Raw genomic sequence first — 22,884 nt, 5'->3', positions numbered from 1 at the left:
ACTTTCTATAATAAATAGTAGTTTCTGTCAAGAACAAATTACTGACGGTTTTCAATATAGATGCAAAATAAAAAACTTGATTCTAAAAATTGTTATTATATGTATGGGAAACATCCTGTATTTTCTGCTCTAAATAATCCAAAACGTCAAATTGAAAATATTTTATGCACTAGGGAAATTTTTGATACAAACAAAAAATTAATAGGTACTAGATCTTATGAAATTATTAATAACGATATTTTATCTAAATTACTGGAAAACCAAACACATCAAGGAATAGCTGCAAAAGTTAGACCAATTTTTTCTTACAATCTAGAGGACGTAGATATAAAAAACCCAAAATGTAAAATTGCGATTCTTGATCAAATAACAGACACACAAAATATTGGAGCAATTATTCGTAGTGCCGCTGCTTTTGATATAAATGCTATAATATTACCTCAAGATAATTCTCCAAATGAAAGCGGCAGCATTGCTAAAGCGGCTTGCGGTACTTTAGAATTAATACCTATAATTAAAGTTACTAACTTACGCTCATGTATGAATTATCTTAAAAAACACGGCTTTTGGATTATAGGTCTAACAGGTTCTACAAATGACTACTTTACCGATAAATTAATTTCCGACAAAATGGCATTAGTATTTGGCTCAGAAGATAAAGGCATGCGAAGATTAGTCGAAGAAACATGTGATTATTTAGCCAAAATCCCTATTTCTAAGAGAGTAGAAAGTCTTAATGTATCAAATGCCGCTTCTATAATTTTTCATTCATTACATAAATAATATTTTTAATAAATCAAATATTGTTTTTTATTTACTTCGATATAAATATTTAGTCTACTAAAATTAAAGTAATAAACTTTTATTATATCAATTAATTTGAGAGAAAAGTCATGAAAAGGGGACCAAATGAACAAATTATCGAGAGTTTTGAAAAACAATTAGACATATTTATAAATGAACTTACAGAAGAAGAGATAACAACGGCTATATTAAATAATTTTTTTGATAAAGTGATCAATAATCTCAAGAATGAAAGATTAATTAATGATACTATATTTGATATATATCAAGGTAAAGCAGTAATTACTAAACCTATATATTCCGATTATATAGAATCTTCTGAACCTAAATATAAAGAACATTGGCAAAAATTTTATAGTTTTAATCGTAATCTTATGATAGAAAGCACATTAATATTTATTGCTAAGAATCTAAAAAAAGCTTCTTTAACAGACAAATTATATTATAGCTTTGCTAAATTAGCCCAGCAATTAGATTTGAATGTAGTAAGTGATCATTTTATGAAAAAAATAGATAATTATATAACATTTAACAATTTATGAAAAATTACAGAACCGAAAGCGATTCTTTTGGAGAAATTCAGATAGAAGAAAAATTTTATTGGGGAGCTCAAACTCAAAGATCTTTAGAAAATTTTAAAATAGGCAAACAAAAAATGCCTGAAATTTTAATTCGTGCTCTTGCTATTTTAAAAAAATGTGCAGCACAGGTTAATTATGAGTTTGGTGATTTAGAAGCTAAAATAGCTACAAGTATCGATAAAGCCACTGATAGAATCTTAGAAGGTGAATTTGAGGATAATTTTCCTTTAGTAGTTTGGCAAACAGGTTCAGGTACACAAACAAACATGAATATGAACGAGGTTATTGCCTCTATTGCTAATGAAGAATTAACACGCAAGAAAGGCGGCAAATCTCCAGTACATCCTAACGATCATGTTAATAAAGGACAATCATCCAACGACTCTTTTCCAACCGCTATGCATATAGCAACCGTACTTGCAACTAAACAGCAACTTATACCGGCTTTGAATAATTTACTTACCTCTTTGCAAGACAAGTCAAAAGATTGGGATAAAATCATAAAAATAGGACGTACCCATTTACAGGATGCAACTCCTTTAACTCTTAAACAGGAATTCTCTGGATATATTACACAAATAGAGTATGCTTTAGAACGCATAGAAGATGCACTAAAAAAAGTTTATCTACTTGCTCAAGGTGGAACAGCAGTCGGCACAGGTATTAACTCAAAAATAGGCTTTGATATAAAATTTGCTGAGAAAGTGGCAGAGTTTACTAAACAACCTTTTAAGACGGCTCCTAATAAATTTGAAAGTCTAGCTGCCCACGACGCACTAGTAGAATTTTCAGGAACTCTTAATACTATAGCAGTTAGCTTAATGAAAATAGCAAATGATATAAGACTGCTCGGCTCCGGTCCAAGATGCGGTCTTGGTGATCTGCATTTACCTGAGAATGAACCCGGCTCTTCGATTATGCCAGGTAAAGTAAACCCTACCCAAGTCGAAGCTTTAACAATGGTATGCAGTCAGGTGATGGGAAATCATGTTACGGTTACTATTGCCGGCTCAAACGGACATCTTGAACTTAACGTATTTAAACCTGTAATAATATACAATATCCTACAATCTATAGAGCTGTTATCCGATAGCGTAAATAGCTTTGTTACTCACTGTGTTAAAGGATTAGAACCCAATATAGCACGCATTAATGATTTACGTGATAAATCTCTAATGCTTGTTACAGCTCTTAATCCGCATATAGGCTATGATAATGCTGCAAAAATTGCTAAAGAAGCTCATAAGCACGGAATAACTTTAAAAGAAGCAGCTAAAAAACTCAATCTTTTATCCGAAGAAGAATTTGATAAAATAGTAGTACCCGAAAAAATGGTTAGTCAATCCTAAGTTTTATACAAAGATATTAGTTTAAACTATTAATATCACTGTACAAAATCTTATAAATAGGCTAGTATTAAATTAGTCTATTTATTATATTACCTATGTGAAACAACATTTACCTAACCAAATTAACCTGTTAGAAGCAAAAGCTCATTTTTCCGATCTAATACAGCGTGTACAAGACGGCGAACAAATTACTATTTGTAAGCATAATACGCCGGTTGCAAAAATTATACCTATAACTCAAAAACCTAAAATGGATAATATAGTAGAGCAAATAAGAGAATTCAGCAAAGGTAATACATTGGCTCCTTATACTATTAAAGAGCTTCGAGATGAAGTTAGAAGATGAGTTCTAAACCATTTATAGCCGATTGCTCCATAACTGCTTCATGGTTCTTTAATGATGAACGTGATGAATATTCAGACTTTACATTAGATTATTGTTATAAATTTAGAGCAGTAGTACCATTTCTTTGGAAATTTGAAGTAACTAATACAATATTAATAGCAGCAAAACGTGCTAGAATAACTTCAGCAAAAATTATTAAAACTATAGATTTTTTAAACTCCTTACCCATCAATATATCAAATTTTGATTTTCCTATGTACGAAATTATGAATACTGCAAGAACCAATAATCTTACTTCATACGATGCAACTTATTTGTTAACTGCCATGCATGAAGGGCTTCCTAGCCACTAACGATAAAGCATTAATAAAAGCATGTCATAATAACGGTGTTCCGCTATTAAAAGAAAACTTATCTTAAACTTTTCATAAAATACTGTGGAAATTTTAAGGCTGTATAAAGAAAAATTTAATTATTTATATTTTTAGATATTTTTGAGCGAAAATTAATAAGATTTTTGCAGCAAATAGCTGTTCCTATTTCAAAAAAATCTTATAATTTGCAGCCAAAAAGAATAAAAATATATTAATTAAATTTTTCTTCACACAGCCTTAATCTTTTATTATACTTAAACATTAATTATATAAAATAAAAGAGTATCATGGTTTTAAATATAAAAGCTCCTGAAAATATAGTATTAAAGCCGACCATTACGGTTTTTGGTGTAGGAGGTGCAGGTAGTAATGCAGTAAATAATATGATTAGTGCTAATCTGCAAGGTGCTAATTTTGTAGTAGCTAATACCGATGCACAATCGCTTGAACATTCTTTATGCACTAACAAAATACAACTCGGTGTTTCTACGACTAGAGGTCTTGGGGCAGGAGCTTCTCCTGAGGTTGGAGCACTTGCTGCTCAAGAATCAGAAAGCGAAATTCGTAGTTATCTAGAAAATAGCAATATGGTATTTATTACGGCAGGTATGGGCGGCGGTACAGGTACCGGTTCTGCACCGGTTATTGCACGCATTGCTAAAGAACTAGGCATCCTTACGGTTGGGGTAGTAACTAAACCTTTCCATTTTGAAGGCGGTCATCGTATGAAAACTGCCGATAAAGGACTTATTGAATTACAGCAATTCGTTGATACTTTAATTGTAATACCGAACCAAAATCTATTCCGTATTGCTAATGAACAAACGACGTTTGCCGATGCTTTCAAAATGGCAGATGACGTATTACATGCAGGCGTTAGAGGAGTAACGGATTTAATGATTATGCCGGGACTTATTAATCTTGATTTTGCCGACATTAAAGCAGTAATGAGCGAAATGGGTAAAGCAATGATGGGTACGGGTGAAGCTAGCGGTGAAGATAGAGCTATTAAAGCGGCAGAATCTGCAATTTCAAATCCGCTGCTAGATCATAGCTCAATGTGCGGTGCAAGAGGTGTATTAATCAATATTACAGGCGGTTCCGACATGACCTTATTTGAAGTTGATAACGCTGCTAATAGAATTAGAGAAGAAGTAGATAACCTTGATGCTAATATTATTTTCGGTTCAACATTTAATCCGGAACTAAAAGGAATTATCAGAGTATCGGTTGTTGCTACCGGTATTGATGCCGATAAAGTACCGACATATAAACCCGCAATAGCTGAAACTACCAATATAGTTCCTGAAGAAACTTATAATGAACCTATAGTACAACCTACACAAATAGAAGAAATTCCTGATTTTAACAGCTATAGTACCGAAAATATTGAAATTACCGACTCTCCAATAAATCAAAATTTTATCGGAAATGAAAAAGAGCTAGGGCTACATGCAAATACTTTTAACAAATCTGAAGATGACTCACCAAAACCATCATTTTTAGGAAAAATATGGGGTTCTCTGCGTGCTTCAAATAATCAAACTTTAGAACGCAAAAACATTGTTGTTAATACTCTAGATCAAGATAATAAAGAGTCTGATATTCATGACATACCTGCTTTTTTAAGAAAGAAACGGGATTGATTTAAATGAGCAATACACCTAACCTTACATTAATTTCATTATTTGCAGGTGCTGGCGGTATGGATATTGGATTTAAAAAAGCAGGATTTAAAACTGTTTGGGCAAATGAATATGATAAAACTATTGCTAAATCTTATCAAAATTATTTTCCTAAAACCAAACTTGATAATCGTTCTATTTTAAATGTCCCTAATGAAGATATTCCTATCGGAATAACAGGTGTCATAGGCGGTCCTCCTTGCCAGTCATGGTCAGAAGCAGGAGCAAAACTAGGCTTGCAAGATCCTAGAGGCATGTTATTTCATGAGCAAATTAGAGTTATTTGACATACAAAACCAAAATTTTTTGTGGCAGAAAATGTTCATGGGTTAATTCATTCTAGAAATATAAAATCATTTATGAATATAATAGACATGTTTCAAGAAGAAGGCTATGAAGTAAACTGGAAGTTATTGAAAGCAAGTGATTATGGAGTACCGCAAGATCGTGAACGTGTTTTTATTGTTGGTTACCATCAATCATTAAATAAAAAATTTCAGTTTCCTGAGACTTTAAAAACTAAAGTTACTTTAAAACAAGCTATAGGTGATTTATCTAATTTAGAAGCAGGAATAACTAGTACAATAAATAATCATGAATTTTTAGACTCAGGCTATTCTCCTATTTTTATGTCAAGAAATCGAGTTAGAAACTGGGAAGAACAATCTTTTACAATTTTAGCTACTTATAGACATATACCTTTCCATCCCCAAGCCCCAAAAATGGTTAAAATTGCCGGTCAGGAAAAACGAGAATAAATACTACTATAGGCATATCTTGCAAAACGAATCACCAAGCGTTAAAACATCCAAGGCTTTCCGATTCAATTGACTTTGTAAAAAAATGGGGACTTGATGGTAATGGTTGTAGTGCTAAATATTGGGATATTGTAAAACCATTATTTGGAGAATTAAGACAAATTAAAACTCTTTCAAATAAAACTGCATTATGGGAAAATTTACTTGATAAAGCTAATAAATATTACTGACCTATACTCAATGCTTGGTCTGAGGAAATCACAAATCTTTGTTCAGTTGATGAAGAAAAAGCTAATAATGTTTGTAAGGCACTAATATCTTATTTAATAGGAAAATATGATTTTTATAAAATAATGTATTATGGATCAAATAAAGTTTTCATTCAAGCATATAATTTTAATAATACACTTAACACCAAAAAAACTAATTACCCTAACTATATTCATACTATTAATACTAAAAATGGAGGAATTTATTCTAAAACTATAGTATTTAATCGTGGATTTAGCATTAATTTTAGAATTCATAATGCAAGTAGCAGAGTTGAACCGTCGCTTAAATTTGATATTAATGCAATAGGGCTTCCTACTAATGAAGCTTATCAACATACTTTTGATATTATAGACTAGGTTATTAATATGTTTCAAAAAATTATACTACTTCTTACATTATGTTTTTTAAATACTCATTTATTAGCTGATACCGATAAGCGGTTAAAAGATATTGCACCCTACCCTCTACCGACAGATAGCCAAAAACGATATGTAATTCATTTACCTACAGAGTCTAATGAAGAAAAGCTAAAAGTAGAATTGCAAGCAACAAAAAATGCAAAGAAAAAATGCAAAGATTGTAATCGTGTTTGGTTTGGCGGTAAGCTGGAAACAAAAACTTTAGAATGAAGGATGGGGATATAATTATTATATAATCGATCAAGTTAGCGATCAGCCTGCTAGTACAATGATGGCATGCCCTGGGGTAAAAGCAACCATAAAACCGGTTAGTGTATTTTTAGGCGATGAAACATTTTTAAGATATAATAGCAAACTACCTATCGTAGTATATGCTCCAAAAGATGTTGAACTACATTACGTTATTTGGCATCAAAATGATATAATCAATTCTGCAAAGGAAGGTTAGCTTCTTTAACGTGAGCGTTCACGGGTTTTTCACTGTCACCCCGTGGCTTGACCACGGGGTCTATAAAAACAATAAAAAATACTAGTAATTTTAGTATTTTTAACTGGATACCGTGGTCAAGCCACGGGGTGACAGAGATAAAATTGATCCACGCAACAACGCCTTGCGAGGAACGAAGCGACACAGCGATTCAGAAAAATAATTAAAAAAATTCTGATTTACAGAATTTTTTACTGGATTGCTTCGTCAATTACTTACGTAATTTCCTCGCAATGACGTTGAATTCTTATAGTTAGCAATACCTAAATTACTCAAAATCTTCCTCTACAGCTTCAACTTCTTGCACTTCTGGTACAAAATGTTTAAGCATGGATTCAATGCCGTTTTTTAAGGTAATAGTAGAACTTGGACAGCCAAGACATGCACCGCGAAGAGCTAATTTAACTATACCGTTTTCAAAGCCTTTATATATTATATCACCACCATCTTGTGCAACAGATGGACGCACTCTAGTTTCAATAATCTCTACGATTTGCTTCTCTATTTCCGAAAGCCCATCAAGGTTATGATTTACATTATCTGCTTTTGTACTTTCTTCAAATACCGGAAATCCCGAAACAAAATGATCCATAATAACCATTAAAACTTCAGGCTTTATAACTTGCCAATTACTTTCAGCTTGCTTAGTCACCGTTATAAAATCACTACCAAAAAATACTGATTTTACATTATTAATATAAAATAGTGACTCTGCAAGTTTGCTTCTTCCTTTAACTTCAGCAATATCGCTAAAAAATACCGGCTGTTCACTACTTATTTCCTGTCCCGGGAAAAACTTTATTGCATCAGGGTTGGGAGTATCTTCAGTTTGAATAAACATAATTAAAGTACACTAATAAATTTGTTGATTATTATAAATCGATAGTACCGTTTTTACAATATATTTGTATTTATCTTGAAGATTGTTGCGTGGACACCTAATCGTCAAGTGGCTGCGGCAATCTAGAAAAGATAATAAAAAATGTCAATTTATAGCATTTTTTTACTGGATTGCTTCGTCAATTACTTCGTAATTTCCTCGCAATGACGAGAAAGCTGATCCACGCAACAATACTACGCGGAAATAACATAAGGCGGTAAATATCTAATTAATATATAAGCCGGTATAAAACAAAATCCTGCTACGATGAAAAAATAAGTCCAACCTAAATAAGTAGCTGCATAGCCTGAAATACTACCAAACAATATGGTACTAATATAAGCAATAGAAGTAATTAAAGCAATTTGGGTTATACAATATTTAGAACTACAACATCTTAATTGGTAAGAAAAAAACGGGGACATAGTTAAGCCTTTGGTAAATTCTTGAAAAAAGACCGCTATATACAGACTTGTAATATCTCGATTATAAAAATAGAGAAATAAAAAAGATAGGCTAGATAAAGCATGATATATTAATGCTCTTTTAAGCAAATAAGAATATTCATATTTTCGGCACAAAAACCCGCCTATAAAACCTCCAAGGATTGTAGCACACATACCGAAAGCTTTATATCCAAGAGCTAAATCTTTCTTCGTATACCCAATATCGAGATAAAACATATTCGGCATAATTGAAAGAAAATTATCTTGAAGACGATATAGAAGCATAAAACTAACAATTATTAGCCATTTAGGTTTCTTGATAAAGTCATAAAAAGCATGCCAAAATCTATCAAAATCATTAATAATTATCTTATCTTTAAATTTAAGCGGATAAATTATAATTAATAGTAATGACGGTATACATAAAATTGCCATAGCACGATAAACATCTTGCCAAGATATGATAGTTGATAAATATAACGCTCCTGAACCTGCTATAAGTATACCTATTCTAAAGCCTGTAGTACAAGCTGCCTCACTTATGCCCCAATTTTTATTTATAATAAGTAACATCTGTGATGATTGAAGCAACATATCATAAATGGAAGAAAAAAATGCCACAGCTACTAAGCATAAAGCAAATGGTATAAAATGAGTGTTAGGGTTAAAATTTGTTAGAACATATACACAACAAATACAGCTAACCAAAGCAATAATTAAACAATATTTATATCCTCGCTTACTTGAAGGAGCAAAACTTACTTTTTCTAGTAAAGGACCCCATAAAAATTTAAATATATGAATAAAATTAACTAAACTAAAAAGCCCGATAGTGATTTTATCAAAACCGGATTCTCGAAGCCAAAAAGAAAGAGTTGAACCGGTAAGTAAATAAATTAAACCTCCGGGAAAAGAAATTATTAATATAAAGAAAATATTAGATATATATTGAAATCGTGAAAAATTTAAATTTATGAATTTATCCTCCTTTTTTATATTTGTCATCCCACCGCTTGATCGGCGTTGCTGCATAGATCAATTCCACTTCTGTCATCCCGCGAGCTTGTAGCGGGGCCCAGTTTAAAATACTAATATTAGTATTTTAAGTTGTTTTTTGGACCCCATGGTCAAGCCACGGGGTGACAATATAATAACCACCCACGAAATCAAAGATCACTCGCAATGACGTAAATCTAAACTACGATACTTTCTTTCTTTTATTACCGTAGCTATTACCGTCAAAAGTTTTTTTACGATTATTATCAAAAGAATTAAAATTTTTACCCTCACCGCTGGCTCTTTTACCGAATGATCTTTTACGATTATTTTTATCACTCCTAAACTCACTGCGTGGTGTAGATTCTCCTTTATTTACTAGACGATCAATTGCACGCCATCTAATAACATCATCAGGAGAAATAAAAGACAGTGCATGTCCGGTAGCCCCTGCTCTACCCGTTCTACCTATTCTATGTAAATAATCTTCAGGACACATAGGTAAATCATAATTAATAACATGCTGTGTATGAGGAATATCAAGCCCACGAGCCGCTACATCAGTTGCTACCATTATTCTATGATTTGACTTACGAAATGATAAAATTACTCTTTCACGTCGACGCTGACTTAAATCACCATGTATAGCTTCTGCTTTATGATTTTCATATTTTAACATTTTAGCTAATTGATCGGCAGAGCGTTTAGTCTTCACAAAAATAATTACCGATCCTTCCCTATTACCAAGTTGTTTAGTTAATTCACTAAATTTTTCTTTATCAGAAACATGCATTGATTCCTGTTTTATTTCTGCAGCTGCTTTATTAGTAGCACCTACCGTAATACGTAATGGATTGTTTAGATATTTTTGAGAAACAGCAATAATATGTTTTGGCATAGTAGCGGAAAACATTAAAACTTGTCTTTTTTCCGGTAAAAATTTATTGATTTCTTCTAACTGTTCTTTCATCCCCATATCAAGCATTCTATCCATTTCGTCAAGTACGGTTATGCCTATGCGATCAATTTTTAAACTTCCTCTATTTAAGTGATCGATAATACGCCCCGGCGTACCGATAATCACTTTCGGATTCTTTTTTAATTGCATAAATTGTTTAGGCATTGGTTCACCGCCTATCAAAACTGCACTATTAATTTTATAGGATGTAGTTACTTTATTTAAAGTACTGTGTATTTGCATTGCTAATTCTCTAGTCGGAACAAGAATTAACGCAGTAGTTTTATTTTTAATAAATGAATCAATTAACGGCAATAAATAAGCGAGAGTTTTTCCTGAACCTGTTTGGCTAGAAGCGAGTATGTCCGACCCCGCCATTGCAACCGGAATCGATTGCTTTTGTATTTCAGTCGGCTCAGTGATATTCATTGTCTCAAGAGCGATAATTAATTCTTCAGATAAATTAAAATTTTTCATTATATAATCCAATATAGTTTTAAATCAAAATATGCACATTATTGATTAGACCACTTACATAACCCATTTCTTAAAGATATTATGAGACGCTCTCTCTCAGCCTTACATACTTAACTATAGTACGCTTGAGTAGAGTAGAAATCTCTTATTCCCTTTATTAAGAGCCTACCTGTAAGATAAGTTATGCAGGTCTATTGTATAAAAAATAAGTTATAGTAAATTAAAATAACGACTTATATAATTATCCTGAATCAAAAAATATGCTTAAGCTAGATTACAAACCAACTAAATATATAAAACGATAATGAATAATGAAACTATTTTAGAATCTTATTCAAGCCAGAATAATATTATTAGATTTAGGGCATTTTCATGCCCTTTAGTAAAAATAATTTATTATACTTAAAATTATATAGGTTATTATAAGACAAAAACAAAATATTTACTATATTGATAAAGATGACTAGGCTACCCTAAATTATAAACAATTTTGGATAGCTGCTTTTGGTATTATAAATATATTTATTTAATTCTGAGGTTAACAGCATAGGCTTTTCCTTGCTTTTCTTCAAGATCAAAAATTACATCTTGTCCTTCTTCAAGGCTATGTAAACCTGCTGCGTCTACGGCTGATTTGTGTACAAACACATCTTTGACGCCATTTTCCTGTTCAATAAATCCAAAATTCTTCGTAGAATTATACCACTTAACTTTACCTACTATATTTGTAGCCATAAAAACCTTTATTAGATAGAAATTACTTATTTGAACTTAACACACGCTTATAATAACTAAAACTTAAATTTTACTTTAAATCTTACTTAAATATAAGAGCCGATAAAAATTCATTATGCAAAACTACCTTACCTTGCGGCATTTGTCAATAAACATGTCAATAACATGCAAGAGAAAGTATTACTTTCTGAAACTAATCTATCATATTATTACTATTTTGTCACTATTTAAGTTAATTATCTAATAAATTAATGCGTAAACTAACTATTTTAAAGGTGTTTAATAATTTTTTCATATCAGACTAATATATTAATGATAAAAGTACTTGCTTTTTTGTATTTTTTTTATTAACCTGTCCACTTAGAAAAATACAGTTCTGTATTTGCCCGCGTGATGGAATGGTAGACATAACGGACTTAAAATCCGTGGAGCGTAAGCTCTTGCCGGTTCAAGTCCGGCCGCGGGTACCATTCGCCATTTTTAGGCAAATTCACCAATGTATCAAACGGCGAACACAGCATAAAATCAAGCTTTCCAGCATTTTTTACTTAACAATACATACGCTTTAATAAATTTTGTTTATTATATTGTACTTCAGAATTTGTAGGATCAAGTTCAATTGCCTTATTATAAGACTCAAGAACTAATGCATATTTACCTAGTAAATAGAAAAAGCCGTATTTTTGAGTAAGATAGATTTATTAAATATATACTTATTGACTTCTTTTAATTCCCCCTATAAATTACTTCTCTCAAATGATAATTAAACTCTATCATTAATATATAAGCTAATTTTAAAGAGTTAAAATATGGAAAATAAAGAAGAAGAAATTTTAACCTCTGAGTCTTATATTGATGAAGAGGAAGAAAAGAAATTAAAAGCTCAAAATGCAAGGAAAGAGCTTAAGTTAATACTAATAATTCTTGGAATAGTTTTGACTAGTTTTTTAACTTTCTGTTATTTCTTTTTTAATTATGCAGAAGAAAAAGCGGCATAGTATAAATTACAGCAAGAACAAGAAGCTAAAGCAACTAATAAAACAGAATGATAGCCGCTGAAATACCAAAAGTTACAATTATTAATACTTCTTTAGGGCTAAAAAATTATTTATTATTGCAACTTTTTATTTTTACTTTAATTGTAATCAACTATTATTAACAAAAATAAGAAATAACTTTTATGGAAGATATAAGCTCTTGGAAAGAAAAGTTTGAAACTTGCGTTTATGCTAAAAAGCTACTTGATAAACTCGAATATTTAAACACTAAAGTAAAAAATCCCGTTGATATAGAGGAAGTCAAAAAAGCTATCTACTACGCTCGTAAATATCACGGTTCACAAATGCGTCAATCAGGCGATCCTTACTATTCGCATCCGATTGAGGTGGCGATTATGCTTGCGGTGTTTGTAGCTGAAGAAGCCCCAAAACTTTATACTGCTATTATGCTGCAAGCTGCCCTACTCCACGATACTATTGAAGATACAGAACTAACCGAAGAAATGATAACTAAGATTTTTAGTATAGAAGTAGCGAAACATGTAGAGGGATTAACTAGAATCAAACCTTATGGAAAAATAAGTGCCGAAGAGAGTTTAAATCAATTAATTAAACAAAAAAGACACGATACGGCACTTATAAAACTTTTTGATAGAGTCAATAATATACAGACTTTAGGAGCTAAATCACCTGAGAAAGCTAAAAAAGTAATAAAGGAAAGTTTAAGTGCATTTGTAGCAATTAGCATGCACTTAGAAATACCTACACTAGTACAAAAATTAACTCAACTATGCTATACACATTTATCAATACAAAACCAACAAAAAGAATTGTTTATAGAGGATAATTCCCAGCTTCTTTTTCTACCTTTTCAAAATGAGATAAACCAATTGCAAAACCAGTTGCTACTAAAGCAAAAACAATAAATAGTCCCCAATAATTAAAAAACTTAGTTAAATAAACAAGACCAAAGGATACCAATACATACATTATAGCTCTTGATAAAGCATATGTAAGAGTAGCTGAAGTAAAACGTTTAAAAACTGGAAAATGTTTATAAAAAATTGGAGCCGCAGGCATACTATCTGAAACAAATAAAATAACTAAACTCTGTAGTATAAACAATTCGGTAGGACTTGTCATATTACTTAGAAAATAAGGAATAGCTACTGTAAAGATTATAAATGCCCCAAATTTTACTTTTAAGATTTTTAATGGATAAATCCAATAGCTTAAAAATGTTAATATTATAAAGCCCAATAGATTTACTAATGAAATAAAGAAATTATGATTAATAACCTGTGCTGGGGTGTAATTGAAAACACGCTCTAGTACTTCACCACAATAAACATATATAAAGTAAAACATTACTGGCCAACAACATTCTATTAAAAAATATGCTAGAAAATTTTTGTTTAAAAGTTTAGCACTTATTACAGGATTATTTTTTATAATAGATAAATCTTGATTTGCAACTTCTAAAGTTTTTTTCAATTGACGTTTAGCATCTGCAAATTCTGGAGTTTCTCGAAGACTCCTTCTAGCTGTTGTACCTACAAGTGCTATTGCAGCCCCTATCCAAAAAACAGCACGCCAACTAAAACCTTGAGAAGTTACTAATGATGCAACCCCAAGTGCCATAGTTCCTCCTAATGTTGCAAATACTGATACTACTGCAACAGCTACATATCTAATCGGCGGAGAGATCATTTCAGTTAAGTAAATCTCTGCCCCTACTACTTCTCCCATTGATGAAATACCTTGAATAGCACGACATAAGGTTATAATCACCGAGACGGCAAGCCCTTTCTCTTCATAAGTCTGAAGATTTGCCATAATTATACAGCATATAGACATTAAGAAAGTAGTTATTATAACTGTAGTTTTTCGTCCGATAGTGTCTCCAATCCAACCAAAAATTAAAGCACCCAGAGGTCTAAGAATGTAAGTAGAACAAAAAGCTAATGCTGTAAAAAGTGAAGAAGTAAAAACGTCTGTCTGAGGAAAAAATAGTTTATTAAGTAGTACTGCCATATGAACATATAGCATAAGATCAAAGTACTCTAAAAAGGCTCTGGATATATAAGTGTGTAAATTCTAAAATAGGCATTAAATTCGCCCCTCAAATTTTATCAAAAAGTGAGCCATGGCCTCTCCCCAATTTTGGATAGGCATATTCCATTTTCGCGTAATATAGTCAATTGTCAAGTACAAAGTCTTAAATACAGAGTCGTCGTTAGGAAAACCCCTTTTGTTATTAGTAACCTTGCATAATTGACTATTTAAACCTTCGATTGCATTGGTTGTATAAATGATACGCCTAATCACTTCTGGGTATTGTAAAAAAATTATCAAATTCTGCCAATTATTTTGCCATGATTTTGCAATATGTGGGTACTGTTTGCCCCATTTCATATCAAAATCAGATAAGGCAGTAAGTGCTTCATCCTCAGTGATAGAGCTGTATACTAGCTTCAAATCTGCTGCAAGTTCTTTACGATCTTTATAGCTTACATATGACAAACTATTTCTGATTTGATGTACAATGCACAGCTGATGCTCAGTTTGTGGATATACTGCAGATATCGCCTCACTCATGCCCGTTAGATTATCGCTACAAGCAATTAAGATATCTTTTAATCCCCTGTCTTTCATTTCAGTAAAATTATTTAACCAAAATTTAGCTCCCTCATTCTCGCTAATACACAAGCCTAAAATATCTTTCCTTCCGGTTAAATCTACACCTAAAGCTACATATACTGCCTTATTGATAATTCTCTTATCTTGACGTACTTTAACTATAAGTGCATCAAAATATACTATAGCATATATGGCTTCCAGAGGCCTATTCTGCCAACTCCTGACCTCATCCATAACATTATCGGTAACCCGACTAATAAGGCTTTCACTGTTCTCTGCACCATATAGCTCATGAATCTGAATCTTAATGTCAGAGAGGCTCATCCCTTTAGCATATAAGGATAATATCTTCTGATCTAATCCATCAATCCTAGTCTGACGCTTTGGCACTAGTACAGGAGAAAATTCAGCATTTCTATCACGTGGTACTTCAAGTTCCAATACTCTACCTTCAGTAATTAGGCTTTTTTTGCATACACCATTTCTACTATTGTTAGTCTCTATCCTGCCATATTTGTTATAGACAAGATGCTCATCCATCTCAGCTTTTAAGGCTCTTTCAAATATATTTTTAGTTAACTGCTTTAATATCCCGTCTTTGGCAAAAAAACTCGTTAAATCAGTATCTTTATCTATTAGCAAATCTACTGCTTGTTTTATCTTCTCTTGGTTACTGTTACTCATGTTATTCCTGATAAATTATATTATTGTTAATATAACCTATCCTAGAAATTTACACACTTAGTGAGACAGCACCGGTTGCTATGCGATATAACTGTAAAATGAAGCAATTATATGAACGTTTAATTGCTTCAGGCAAAAAAGCTAAAGTAGCTTTGGTTGCCGTCATGCGTAAAATTATTATTTGTTTAAATTCTATGCTAAAACATAACGAAATTTATCAAATTTAACGCTTTTTACTCTTGACTCTTAAGACGGTAGATTCCCGCCTCCGCGGTAATGACATCGAAGCACTAGGATAACCCCAAGCAATTCTTTTTAGGCAGTACTAACTCTTCTACTTCATATTTCTTAAATGATCTTCTAATTTTCTTAGTTTTCTGCCTTCATTTACTATTGGTCTCACATATTTTTCCATTTTGGCATTTTCCCTATATTTATTAATCTGATCGATCTGAGCATTGACTTCATCGGTAATAGCTTGCTTTCTGTCCTCTATTTTATTTAATACTTCAGTACTATATTCATAATTTTTAACATCAGCATTAAAGTTATTAAGCTCTTCCGTAATCTTTGCGTCTACTTCAGGTCCCTGCTCAGTATCTTTGATCTTTTGTGCTATTAATGCCGGCATTTCCTCAATGTTGATATCATCTCTTTTGAAATGATCTTTAAGCTCTTTATAAGTTTGTTCTAAATTTCCTTCAGCTTTCTCGTGCATAATATCATAATGCTCTTGGCGACGAGTATATCGATCTTCCTCTATAAATTCTGCATGTTTTCTATGGGCGTTATCTATCATATCTCGCATCTGAGAATCAGTAGCTTTCTCACGCATAAATCTGTCGCCCATCATTACCGGTTCACCTTCCTCGAATAACCTACCACGCACCTCATGAATAAGCTTTCTTTGAGCTAATTCTTGATAATATTCTACATCACTCTGTCTACCTGCTTTTTCTAGCCTTGCTAGATATTCCGGTGATAATATATCTGCCTGAGCAGCTAACGTTTCCTTATTAATATGCATTTGGAGTTCTTCACGTTCCCGTGCTTTTTCATCATCTTTTAATTTTTCGCTATAAGTTCTAAGCCTTGGATCGTTATATTCAAAATCATGCCATTCGGCACTGGTTAGATTACCCTCATAAGCATCACGTAAATCTTTACCGACTATTGCAGTTAAAGCTCCTCTTTTTATTCCTGTATAACCTGCATATATTTTTTCACCTATACCTACACGCCTTTCTTCTTTTAATTTACGTTTTGTATCAACACGATGCTCCATCTCTTGCCAACTTCTAAGCGGTTTTATATTCTTACCGAACAGACCGACACCTCGCCCTGACATTTCTTTGTGAGCATATTTATAAGCATCTTGATAATCTTTAGTAAAACTCGCATCGCTAGCGAGTTCACGTAAGTTAGCATCTTTTAAGGACTTATCAAGCTCTGTTTTTTGTTCTTTACTTAAAGCAGCGTAATCTTTCACTCCATATTTATTTGCAGCAATTTTATCTCGAAGCTGAGTAAATTTCATTTGCGATAGTTCTTTTGCTTTTAATTCATTCCCTTTAGGTAAATTCTTTAACAATCCTGAAATACCGTTTTCATAATCAGTAATAGCATTCATTTTTACATCTTTAGAATCTATGCCGTATTTTCTCTTAACCTCATTTTGTACGGCTTTGTTTGCTGAAGAACCAAGAGCTTGCTTTTCAAGCCTTCCCATCATTATACCTTCAAATCCTTTAGCAAAGAACATACTAGTTTCTTCTAACTTCGCACTTACACGGGTAGTTACAGGTGCACTTACCGTCTTAGCTACATAACTTAACGGTCTATTCATTTGCTTCGCTGCAGATTCATAAGATTGCTGATTAACTTTTTGTATGTCTGTTAAATTACCTGAGGTACCGGCAATAAATTGTGCCGTCGATATAGCAGTATCGTTAAATTTACTTAGCAAATAAATAGACACAAAAATTAGTAATATCCCATCAAGTTGGACAAATTTCCCGTTTATAAAATTACTAATCCTTTTTGCATCTTTAACTAAATCTAAAAACGGTAATTCAATATAGCGTTCATCTATACACTCATACGCAGCACAATGCTTACATTTATCAGGATCATTCTTACAAGAATCATCTACTATTATATGATCTTCTGGAACTAATATTTTTGCTTTGTGGAAATTATTTATACCTCCTTTCATTGGTACAGGGAACCACCAATAAAATATTGAATTACCAAGGCTTGGATCTATATCCTCAAGAAAACTACCGAATATTTCATTTATCGGACCTAAATTAGGAAAATCATGTTTACATACCCCAAAACCAAGAGTTGAATATATTTCGGTTCTGATGATCATTGAAATAAAAGCGATACCGGCAAATAAAATTATAGGCTGTAATGCATATGATATTAATTGTCTTAACCAATTCTCAAATAACGAACGAGTTATATTAAATAACATGAAACAAATAAATATCGGTCCCATAATTATAATCATACCGATAGTTATAAGAGCGGTTAGATAGATAATAGTAGCTTTAAATATAAGAAAGAAAATAAAATATAGGGCTATTAAATATAGAATGATATATATAAAACCAAGCCAATCAACAAATAGTAAAGAAAATAATTTAGATAAAGTTTGAGGAGAAATAAGTAACCCCAGCAAACTTTGAGAACCGGGACCGGTAGCCGCAGCTTCATTAATTATTTGCAGTATTTGCTGAACCCCGTCAATAAAAAATACGAATAAATAATCATGAAAAAATGTCCAAGCTTTATCCGTACTTAATAATATTGAGACTATACTAACTTTTAATATTCTAACTATAAGTTCGACATGAGTAAGGTTTATATTACCTATTAAAAAGGAAAAGCCCGTAAACATTATATATAGAGTTAAAATAGCCGAGACACTCATCCTATAACCCGGCGTATCAATTATTTGTTGATAAGTTTTCTTTATAATCCCATCCTTACCAAATAATACTCCTTTTATTAAATCCGTTAAAAATTGTAGCGGATCGGGTCTAGTATCAGTAACTCCGGACTTGATTACTAATCTATATTGCCCGCTATTATCATCATAAAATTTATCTATAATCTTAAAATAAATAGGAGATTGAGCATATTTTGACTTATCCTCACCTTTATATTGATAATTTATACCGCCGGCTTTCAAGAATTGTCCTGTACTACTAATACTATAAAATTCATAGCCTACACTCGAAGTAAGCTCTCCTAAATGCTGAGTTATACCTTGCGGTTTACGCTGTGAATCCGGTGAAATATTGGGATCGGTATTTTTAGCGGCAATAAGAAAATAAAGCCCGACACCGTCTGTCATTATACATGGAGGATTACTAATCATTGCGTCATTTTGATTTGCGGGATTAGGAGTACACATATCAAGTCTAGCATTATCCCAAAAAGTACACGGTTGTAGCTTAACGCAAAAAGCAGCCAAAGTAGTTGTGTTATTTTTCTGACCATACCACGGACACCATGCAGATAACTGACCTGAAGTATTTTTATCACCAAGTATATAACTCCACGGTCTTACCATAACGGTTAAAGGATAACCATTTACTTTATAAGCACTATCACGCCATGGTGCTACCTGATCACCTTCCTGTCTTGAAGTAATTTCTTCCGGATTATATCTAGAAGAGACATTGAATTTGATAAAACCGAAATCATCAGGGTCAATACAAGTATCGCCGGTACAACCGGAAAGCAGCAATAGCGATATTAATAATGTAATAAAAATATTTTTGTTCATTTATTTTTTATGTGTTATTTCTTGTTTATGTCATTCCCGCAAAAGCGGGAATCCAGAAAAAATAAAACCATTTGCGTTTATAATTTTTAATATTATTTTGTGTTTTCTTGACTATGGATTCCCGCTTTCGCGGGAATGACATCGACAACCGGCACAACTCCAATCAAGTTAGCTAGGATGACACTAAAATAATTTTGTTACTTTCTCTCTTCCTCTTTCTTCGGTACATCATTACGCTCGGCAAGGAATTTATTTGTAAATTCACCACCTCCTTCCGGTTTTCTAGCTTTATAATTTTGATCAATTATCTTGTCTTTGAAAACTCTAGCCGGAGCCATTGCAGCCTTTTTAATCGGTTTTGTTACCGAACCTATATCCTGCATAACGGCTCCCACAGGATCAGAACGTTCTTGATAATTTCCTGATATTCGTGCCGGTGTAACATTTGTAAGCATTCCGACTACTATATTTACAAAAGTTACTAAACCATATGACATTAAGCAATATGAATAAAATAATAAAGCCGTAGTAAACAATACTAAGAAAGTATTAGCGTTATTCGTTAGAATATTCGAGCTACTAATTTCCGGTACATCCGGTACATAGAAAGGTATTCCTGGTAAGAACGGTAATGTAAAAGAGAAATTAATCGGAATACCAAGATTTGTTAAATCAAGCCCTATTTTTATTGGTATCAGAGTATCCCAACAGGCTCTAACTACTACTTTTAAAAGCTGCTCAGATAAAACCTGATCTATCAATAAAAAGAAAATCAATAATATTGTCGGCTGCACTACATAGCTAAGCAATGTCGATATCCAATTATCAAATAAACTTTTAGTTTTTTCAAATAACATTAATATTATGAAAAACGGTGCTAATGAAATCATAACAGTTAGCCCTATGAATGCAATAACATAGCCTATTATAACTTCTAAAATAGCTCTAAAATAAGTAATAAGTGAATAAATGGTTATAATAGCGATAAATGCTAAACCATTATGTATTTGTAATAATTCAATAAATAGTAATCCCCAAATCCTACCGTTAGTATATTTATCAAATATAGGATCAATAAAACCAAAAATATTAGCTCTAGAGCTTGTAGCACCTACTACGTTAGTTACAAAGAAATCAATACCGTCAGTAAATGCACTAAAGAAGTATGTATTAAAGAAGCTCCAACTTTCTTCTCTAATTAAAAAAGCTACTATAGCTATTTTGCATATACGTGTTATTACTTCTACGGCAGTTAATTTTAATGCTCCCGCAACGAACATTAGCCCAAATATAGTAACATAAAGGGTTAATGCAGCTTTAGCTATATTCTGCACTGCAGAATTTTTAACTAACTTAATATAAAAGTTCTGACTAAAAGTTCTAAACTGATCGGTAATAGGTTTAATAGCACCGTTATATATTATATCAGAAAACCAAGTTGTACCGGTATAATTAGCATAATTTACACTAACCACCCCTTGTATATTACTATTAGGGTTTACCACCCTTAACCATAAATATCCATCTTGCGGTGCATCAGCCGCAAAGTTATAATCTACCGGCGTACCACGAACAGATGGATCAGGTAACGTACCATCAGATGTTATTAAATATTCTAAACTTATATTTTGCTGATCACCTGGACTAATTGAATTTGCCCCATTACCTATTTCAACAATCATCGAATAACGACCGAAATATAAAAAATTAGCTGACCAATCATTCTTATTTATATAATCTACAAAATTAGCATAATTTGAAAAATTTCGGCTCCAATCACTCATTAAAACTGAATTACTAAACATGTTATTAACTTGCCAATCGCTAGTAAAATCCATAGTACCGCCGCTAGTGGCTTGATAATATATAAAGCTACTTTGAGTGCTGCCTGAATTTACAAAACTCTGATCTCGTTCCTTAATAACCTGCCCGCCTACTTTAATTATCATCCCTCTACCTTGATCGTAATAGCAAGCAGGGCTAGTATTTATACCGGCATTAGCAGGACAAGAATTAATTAAGCCCATGAAATTCTGTACCGCTCCCGTCATCATAGGTTTGCCGACTAATGCTTCGTTACTATTTATACTTTTATATTTTGTAGCTGAGCCAGTACCGCTACACCCGCTTGGTTTATCAGGATCTCTTGAAGCGTCTATAAGATCACATACCTCCTTTGCAGATGAGTAAATTATTCTATTATCAAAATTTCCAAGGTTACTTTGAGTATAAAGTGCAGAAGCAGCAAATATTGAACTATCAAGTTCCTGCGTTAAAATATTATCTAGAGTATTAGGACTAAAAAAATTATCTTTACCAACTAAACTAATATTTACTACATCGCCGGCCTTAACTTCAATTCTCGAATTACCGTTAGAATAGTTAAAATATTTAACAGAATCAGACATTTTAGTAAATGAAAGTGCATCAAGGTCTTTATCAGGCGGTATAGCCCCAGGTGTTGCACTGTTATTGTCCGTAACAAAACGAGGAAATCCTAAAGCTTCAAATTGTAATTTAGAATAATTATAAGTTTTAATGAAAACTTGCGGCGTACTAAATCTTGGATCAATTCTATATAATACTAGATATTTTCTAGGTTCAGGAGTAATACCTGAAGTAGACCAGTTTATTTTTAACAATTTACCTTTCTCAACAGTATTACCTGTTGATTGCCAAGTTCCGGCTGTAGATAAACTAATTCCTATATTACCCTCTTTAAAACTTGTAAATTCAGGCACTTCTAAACAACCGAATAAGCTTTTTAACCCACCAAAACTGGTTGACATCCATGAAAAAGCATCATCAGCTTTAGCTGGCATCGCCATAAACAAAACTAATAAAATTAAACTCTTAAGAATTTTCATAATTTTAAATTGTTATCCAACATGTCATACCGTGGTTTTTATTTTTTGTCATTGCGAGCGACCAAAGACATTGTCGCATGACTCGGTTTTCCGTCATTGCGAGAAGAATTACACAGTAATTCGACGAAGCAATCCAGTAAAAAATTCTGATTTACAGAATTTTTTTAATTATTTTTCTGGATTGCCACGTCGCTTCGCTCCTCGCAATGACGATTCGGGTATCCATGCAACAACCCAGCAACCAAAGACATTGTTGCATGGCTCGAAAAATGCACTCGATGTCATCCCCACGGAAGCGGGAATGATATAAAACTAGCAATGCAACAAC

General features: G+C 32.5%; 21 protein-coding genes, 1 tRNA gene and 3 pseudogenes. 15 read left to right on the top strand and 10 right to left on the bottom strand.

Annotation, left to right across the window (positions count from 1 at the left end; translation table 11 throughout):
* The first annotated feature begins 60 nt into the window (after window positions 1-60).
* From rlmB to AC5587_RS01815, 10 genes and pseudogenes are all read left to right on the top strand, one after another.
* Complete coding sequence (gene rlmB, locus AC5587_RS01860) at window positions 61-783, top strand: 23S rRNA (guanosine(2251)-2'-O)-methyltransferase RlmB (RefSeq protein ID WP_499162671.1); 723 nt, start codon at window positions 61-63, stop codon at window positions 781-783.
* A gap of 110 nt (window positions 784-893) precedes the next feature.
* The gene (locus AC5587_RS01855) at window positions 894-1,346 is read left to right on the top strand and encodes a hypothetical protein (protein ID WP_499162670.1); all 453 of its coding nucleotides are present in this window, start codon (window positions 894-896) and stop codon (window positions 1,344-1,346) included.
* Complete coding sequence (gene fumC, locus AC5587_RS01850) at window positions 1,343-2,734, top strand: class II fumarate hydratase (protein WP_499162669.1); 1,392 nt, start codon at window positions 1,343-1,345, stop codon at window positions 2,732-2,734. The genes AC5587_RS01855 and fumC overlap by 4 nt, the downstream gene beginning before the upstream one ends.
* 97 nt (window positions 2,735-2,831) lie before the next feature.
* Window positions 2,832-3,080, top strand: coding sequence for a type II toxin-antitoxin system Phd/YefM family antitoxin (locus tag AC5587_RS01845; RefSeq protein ID WP_499162668.1), 249 nt, complete (start codon window positions 2,832-2,834; stop codon window positions 3,078-3,080).
* Window positions 3,077-3,433, top strand: a complete 357-nt coding sequence (locus AC5587_RS01840; protein ID WP_499162667.1) for a type II toxin-antitoxin system VapC family toxin — start codon at window positions 3,077-3,079, stop codon at window positions 3,431-3,433. Before AC5587_RS01845 ends, AC5587_RS01840 begins: the two co-directional genes overlap by 4 nt.
* A 308-nt stretch (window positions 3,434-3,741) precedes the next feature.
* Window positions 3,742-5,100: a cell division protein FtsZ gene (gene ftsZ / locus AC5587_RS01835; RefSeq protein WP_499162666.1), complete on the top strand. Its 1,359-nt coding sequence runs from the start codon at window positions 3,742-3,744 to the stop codon at window positions 5,098-5,100.
* 5 nt (window positions 5,101-5,105) lie between these two features.
* Window positions 5,106-5,897 (top strand): annotated as a pseudogene (locus tag AC5587_RS01830) (DNA cytosine methyltransferase).
* A pseudogene (locus tag AC5587_RS01825) lies at window positions 5,894-6,526 on the top strand (HaeIII family restriction endonuclease). The pseudogenes AC5587_RS01830 and AC5587_RS01825 overlap by 4 nt, the downstream one beginning before the upstream one ends.
* Before the next feature lie 9 nt (window positions 6,527-6,535).
* Entirely contained in the window at window positions 6,536-6,799 is a 264-nt protein-coding gene (locus AC5587_RS01820; protein ID WP_499162665.1) for an ecotin family protein, read from the top strand.
* Window positions 6,800-6,857: 58 nt separating this feature from the next.
* Window positions 6,858-7,037 carry an ecotin family protein gene (locus AC5587_RS01815; protein WP_499162663.1) on the top strand — a complete coding sequence of 60 codons (180 nt, stop codon included), beginning with the start codon at window positions 6,858-6,860 and terminating at the stop codon, window positions 7,035-7,037.
* On the opposite strand, the gene AC5587_RS01810 is transcribed toward AC5587_RS01815, so the two are convergent.
* From AC5587_RS01810 to AC5587_RS01790, 5 genes are all read right to left on the bottom strand, one after another.
* The gene (locus AC5587_RS01810; RefSeq protein WP_410526899.1) at window positions 7,015-7,221 is read right to left on the bottom strand and encodes a hypothetical protein; all 207 of its coding nucleotides are present in this window, start codon (window positions 7,219-7,221) and stop codon (window positions 7,015-7,017) included. The genes AC5587_RS01815 and AC5587_RS01810 overlap by 23 nt on opposite strands.
* Before the next feature lie 123 nt (window positions 7,222-7,344).
* Entirely contained in the window at window positions 7,345-7,917 is a 573-nt protein-coding gene (locus AC5587_RS01805) for a NifU family protein (RefSeq protein WP_277360669.1), read from the bottom strand.
* A gap of 233 nt (window positions 7,918-8,150) precedes the next feature.
* Window positions 8,151-9,407, bottom strand: a complete 1,257-nt coding sequence (locus AC5587_RS01800) for an MFS transporter (RefSeq protein WP_499162973.1) — start codon at window positions 9,405-9,407, stop codon at window positions 8,151-8,153.
* A gap of 193 nt (window positions 9,408-9,600) precedes the next feature.
* Complete coding sequence (locus AC5587_RS01795; RefSeq protein ID WP_499162662.1) at window positions 9,601-10,833, bottom strand: DEAD/DEAH box helicase; 1,233 nt, start codon at window positions 10,831-10,833, stop codon at window positions 9,601-9,603.
* A gap of 522 nt (window positions 10,834-11,355) precedes the next feature.
* Window positions 11,356-11,568, bottom strand: coding sequence for a cold-shock protein (locus AC5587_RS01790; RefSeq protein ID WP_410526901.1), 213 nt, complete (start codon window positions 11,566-11,568; stop codon window positions 11,356-11,358).
* 384 nt (window positions 11,569-11,952) lie between these two features.
* Here AC5587_RS01790 and AC5587_RS01785 point away from each other — a divergent pair.
* Window positions 11,953-12,038, top strand: a tRNA-Leu gene (locus AC5587_RS01785).
* A 78-nt stretch (window positions 12,039-12,116) separates the two neighbouring features.
* On the opposite strand, the gene AC5587_RS01780 is transcribed toward AC5587_RS01785, so the two are convergent.
* A complete protein-coding gene (locus tag AC5587_RS01780) occupies window positions 12,117-12,266 on the bottom strand; it encodes a tetratricopeptide repeat protein (RefSeq protein WP_410526906.1) in 150 nt (49 codons plus the stop codon).
* A 111-nt stretch (window positions 12,267-12,377) separates the two neighbouring features.
* Here AC5587_RS01780 and AC5587_RS01775 point away from each other — a divergent pair, with 111 nt between their 5' ends.
* Both AC5587_RS01775 and AC5587_RS01770 read left to right on the top strand, forming a co-directional pair.
* Window positions 12,378-12,566, top strand: a complete 189-nt coding sequence (locus AC5587_RS01775; RefSeq protein WP_499162661.1) for an RC1041 family protein — start codon at window positions 12,378-12,380, stop codon at window positions 12,564-12,566.
* A 182-nt stretch (window positions 12,567-12,748) separates the two neighbouring features.
* The gene (locus AC5587_RS01770; protein WP_499162660.1) at window positions 12,749-13,492 is read left to right on the top strand and encodes an HD domain-containing protein; all 744 of its coding nucleotides are present in this window, start codon (window positions 12,749-12,751) and stop codon (window positions 13,490-13,492) included.
* On the opposite strand, the gene AC5587_RS01765 is transcribed toward AC5587_RS01770, so the two are convergent.
* A complete protein-coding gene (locus AC5587_RS01765) occupies window positions 13,401-14,615 on the bottom strand; it encodes an MFS transporter (protein WP_499162659.1) in 1,215 nt (404 codons plus the stop codon). The genes AC5587_RS01770 and AC5587_RS01765 overlap by 92 nt on opposite strands.
* A gap of 60 nt (window positions 14,616-14,675) precedes the next feature.
* Window positions 14,676-15,890 carry an IS256 family transposase gene (locus tag AC5587_RS01760; RefSeq protein ID WP_499162658.1) on the bottom strand — a complete coding sequence of 405 codons (1,215 nt, stop codon included), beginning with the start codon at window positions 15,888-15,890 and terminating at the stop codon, window positions 14,676-14,678.
* A 65-nt stretch (window positions 15,891-15,955) separates the two neighbouring features.
* Between AC5587_RS01760 and AC5587_RS01755 the strand changes: the two are divergent.
* Window positions 15,956-16,117 (top strand): annotated as a pseudogene (locus AC5587_RS01755) (IS110 family transposase); the annotation flags it as partial.
* A gap of 107 nt (window positions 16,118-16,224) precedes the next feature.
* Here AC5587_RS01755 and AC5587_RS01750 read toward each other — a convergent pair.
* Together AC5587_RS01750 and AC5587_RS01745 are read right to left on the bottom strand one after the other, a co-directional pair.
* Window positions 16,225-19,689, bottom strand: a complete 3,465-nt coding sequence (locus AC5587_RS01750) for a TrbL/VirB6 family protein (protein WP_499162657.1) — start codon at window positions 19,687-19,689, stop codon at window positions 16,225-16,227.
* Between the two features lie 197 nt (window positions 19,690-19,886).
* Complete coding sequence (locus tag AC5587_RS01745; protein ID WP_410526876.1) at window positions 19,887-22,556, bottom strand: TrbL/VirB6 family protein; 2,670 nt, start codon at window positions 22,554-22,556, stop codon at window positions 19,887-19,889.
* Between the two features lie 70 nt (window positions 22,557-22,626).
* Between AC5587_RS01745 and AC5587_RS01740 the strand changes: the two genes are divergently transcribed.
* The gene (locus AC5587_RS01740; protein WP_499162656.1) at window positions 22,627-22,866 is read left to right on the top strand and encodes a hypothetical protein; all 240 of its coding nucleotides are present in this window, start codon (window positions 22,627-22,629) and stop codon (window positions 22,864-22,866) included.
* Window positions 22,867-22,884 lie beyond the last annotated feature (18 nt).

This window comes from Rickettsia endosymbiont of Hedychridium roseum (assembly GCF_964028255.1).
In the GTDB taxonomy this organism is placed as follows: Bacteria; Pseudomonadota; Alphaproteobacteria; order Rickettsiales; family Rickettsiaceae; genus Rickettsia; species Rickettsia asembonensis.
This window is presented reverse-complemented; position numbering and strand designations above follow the sequence as displayed.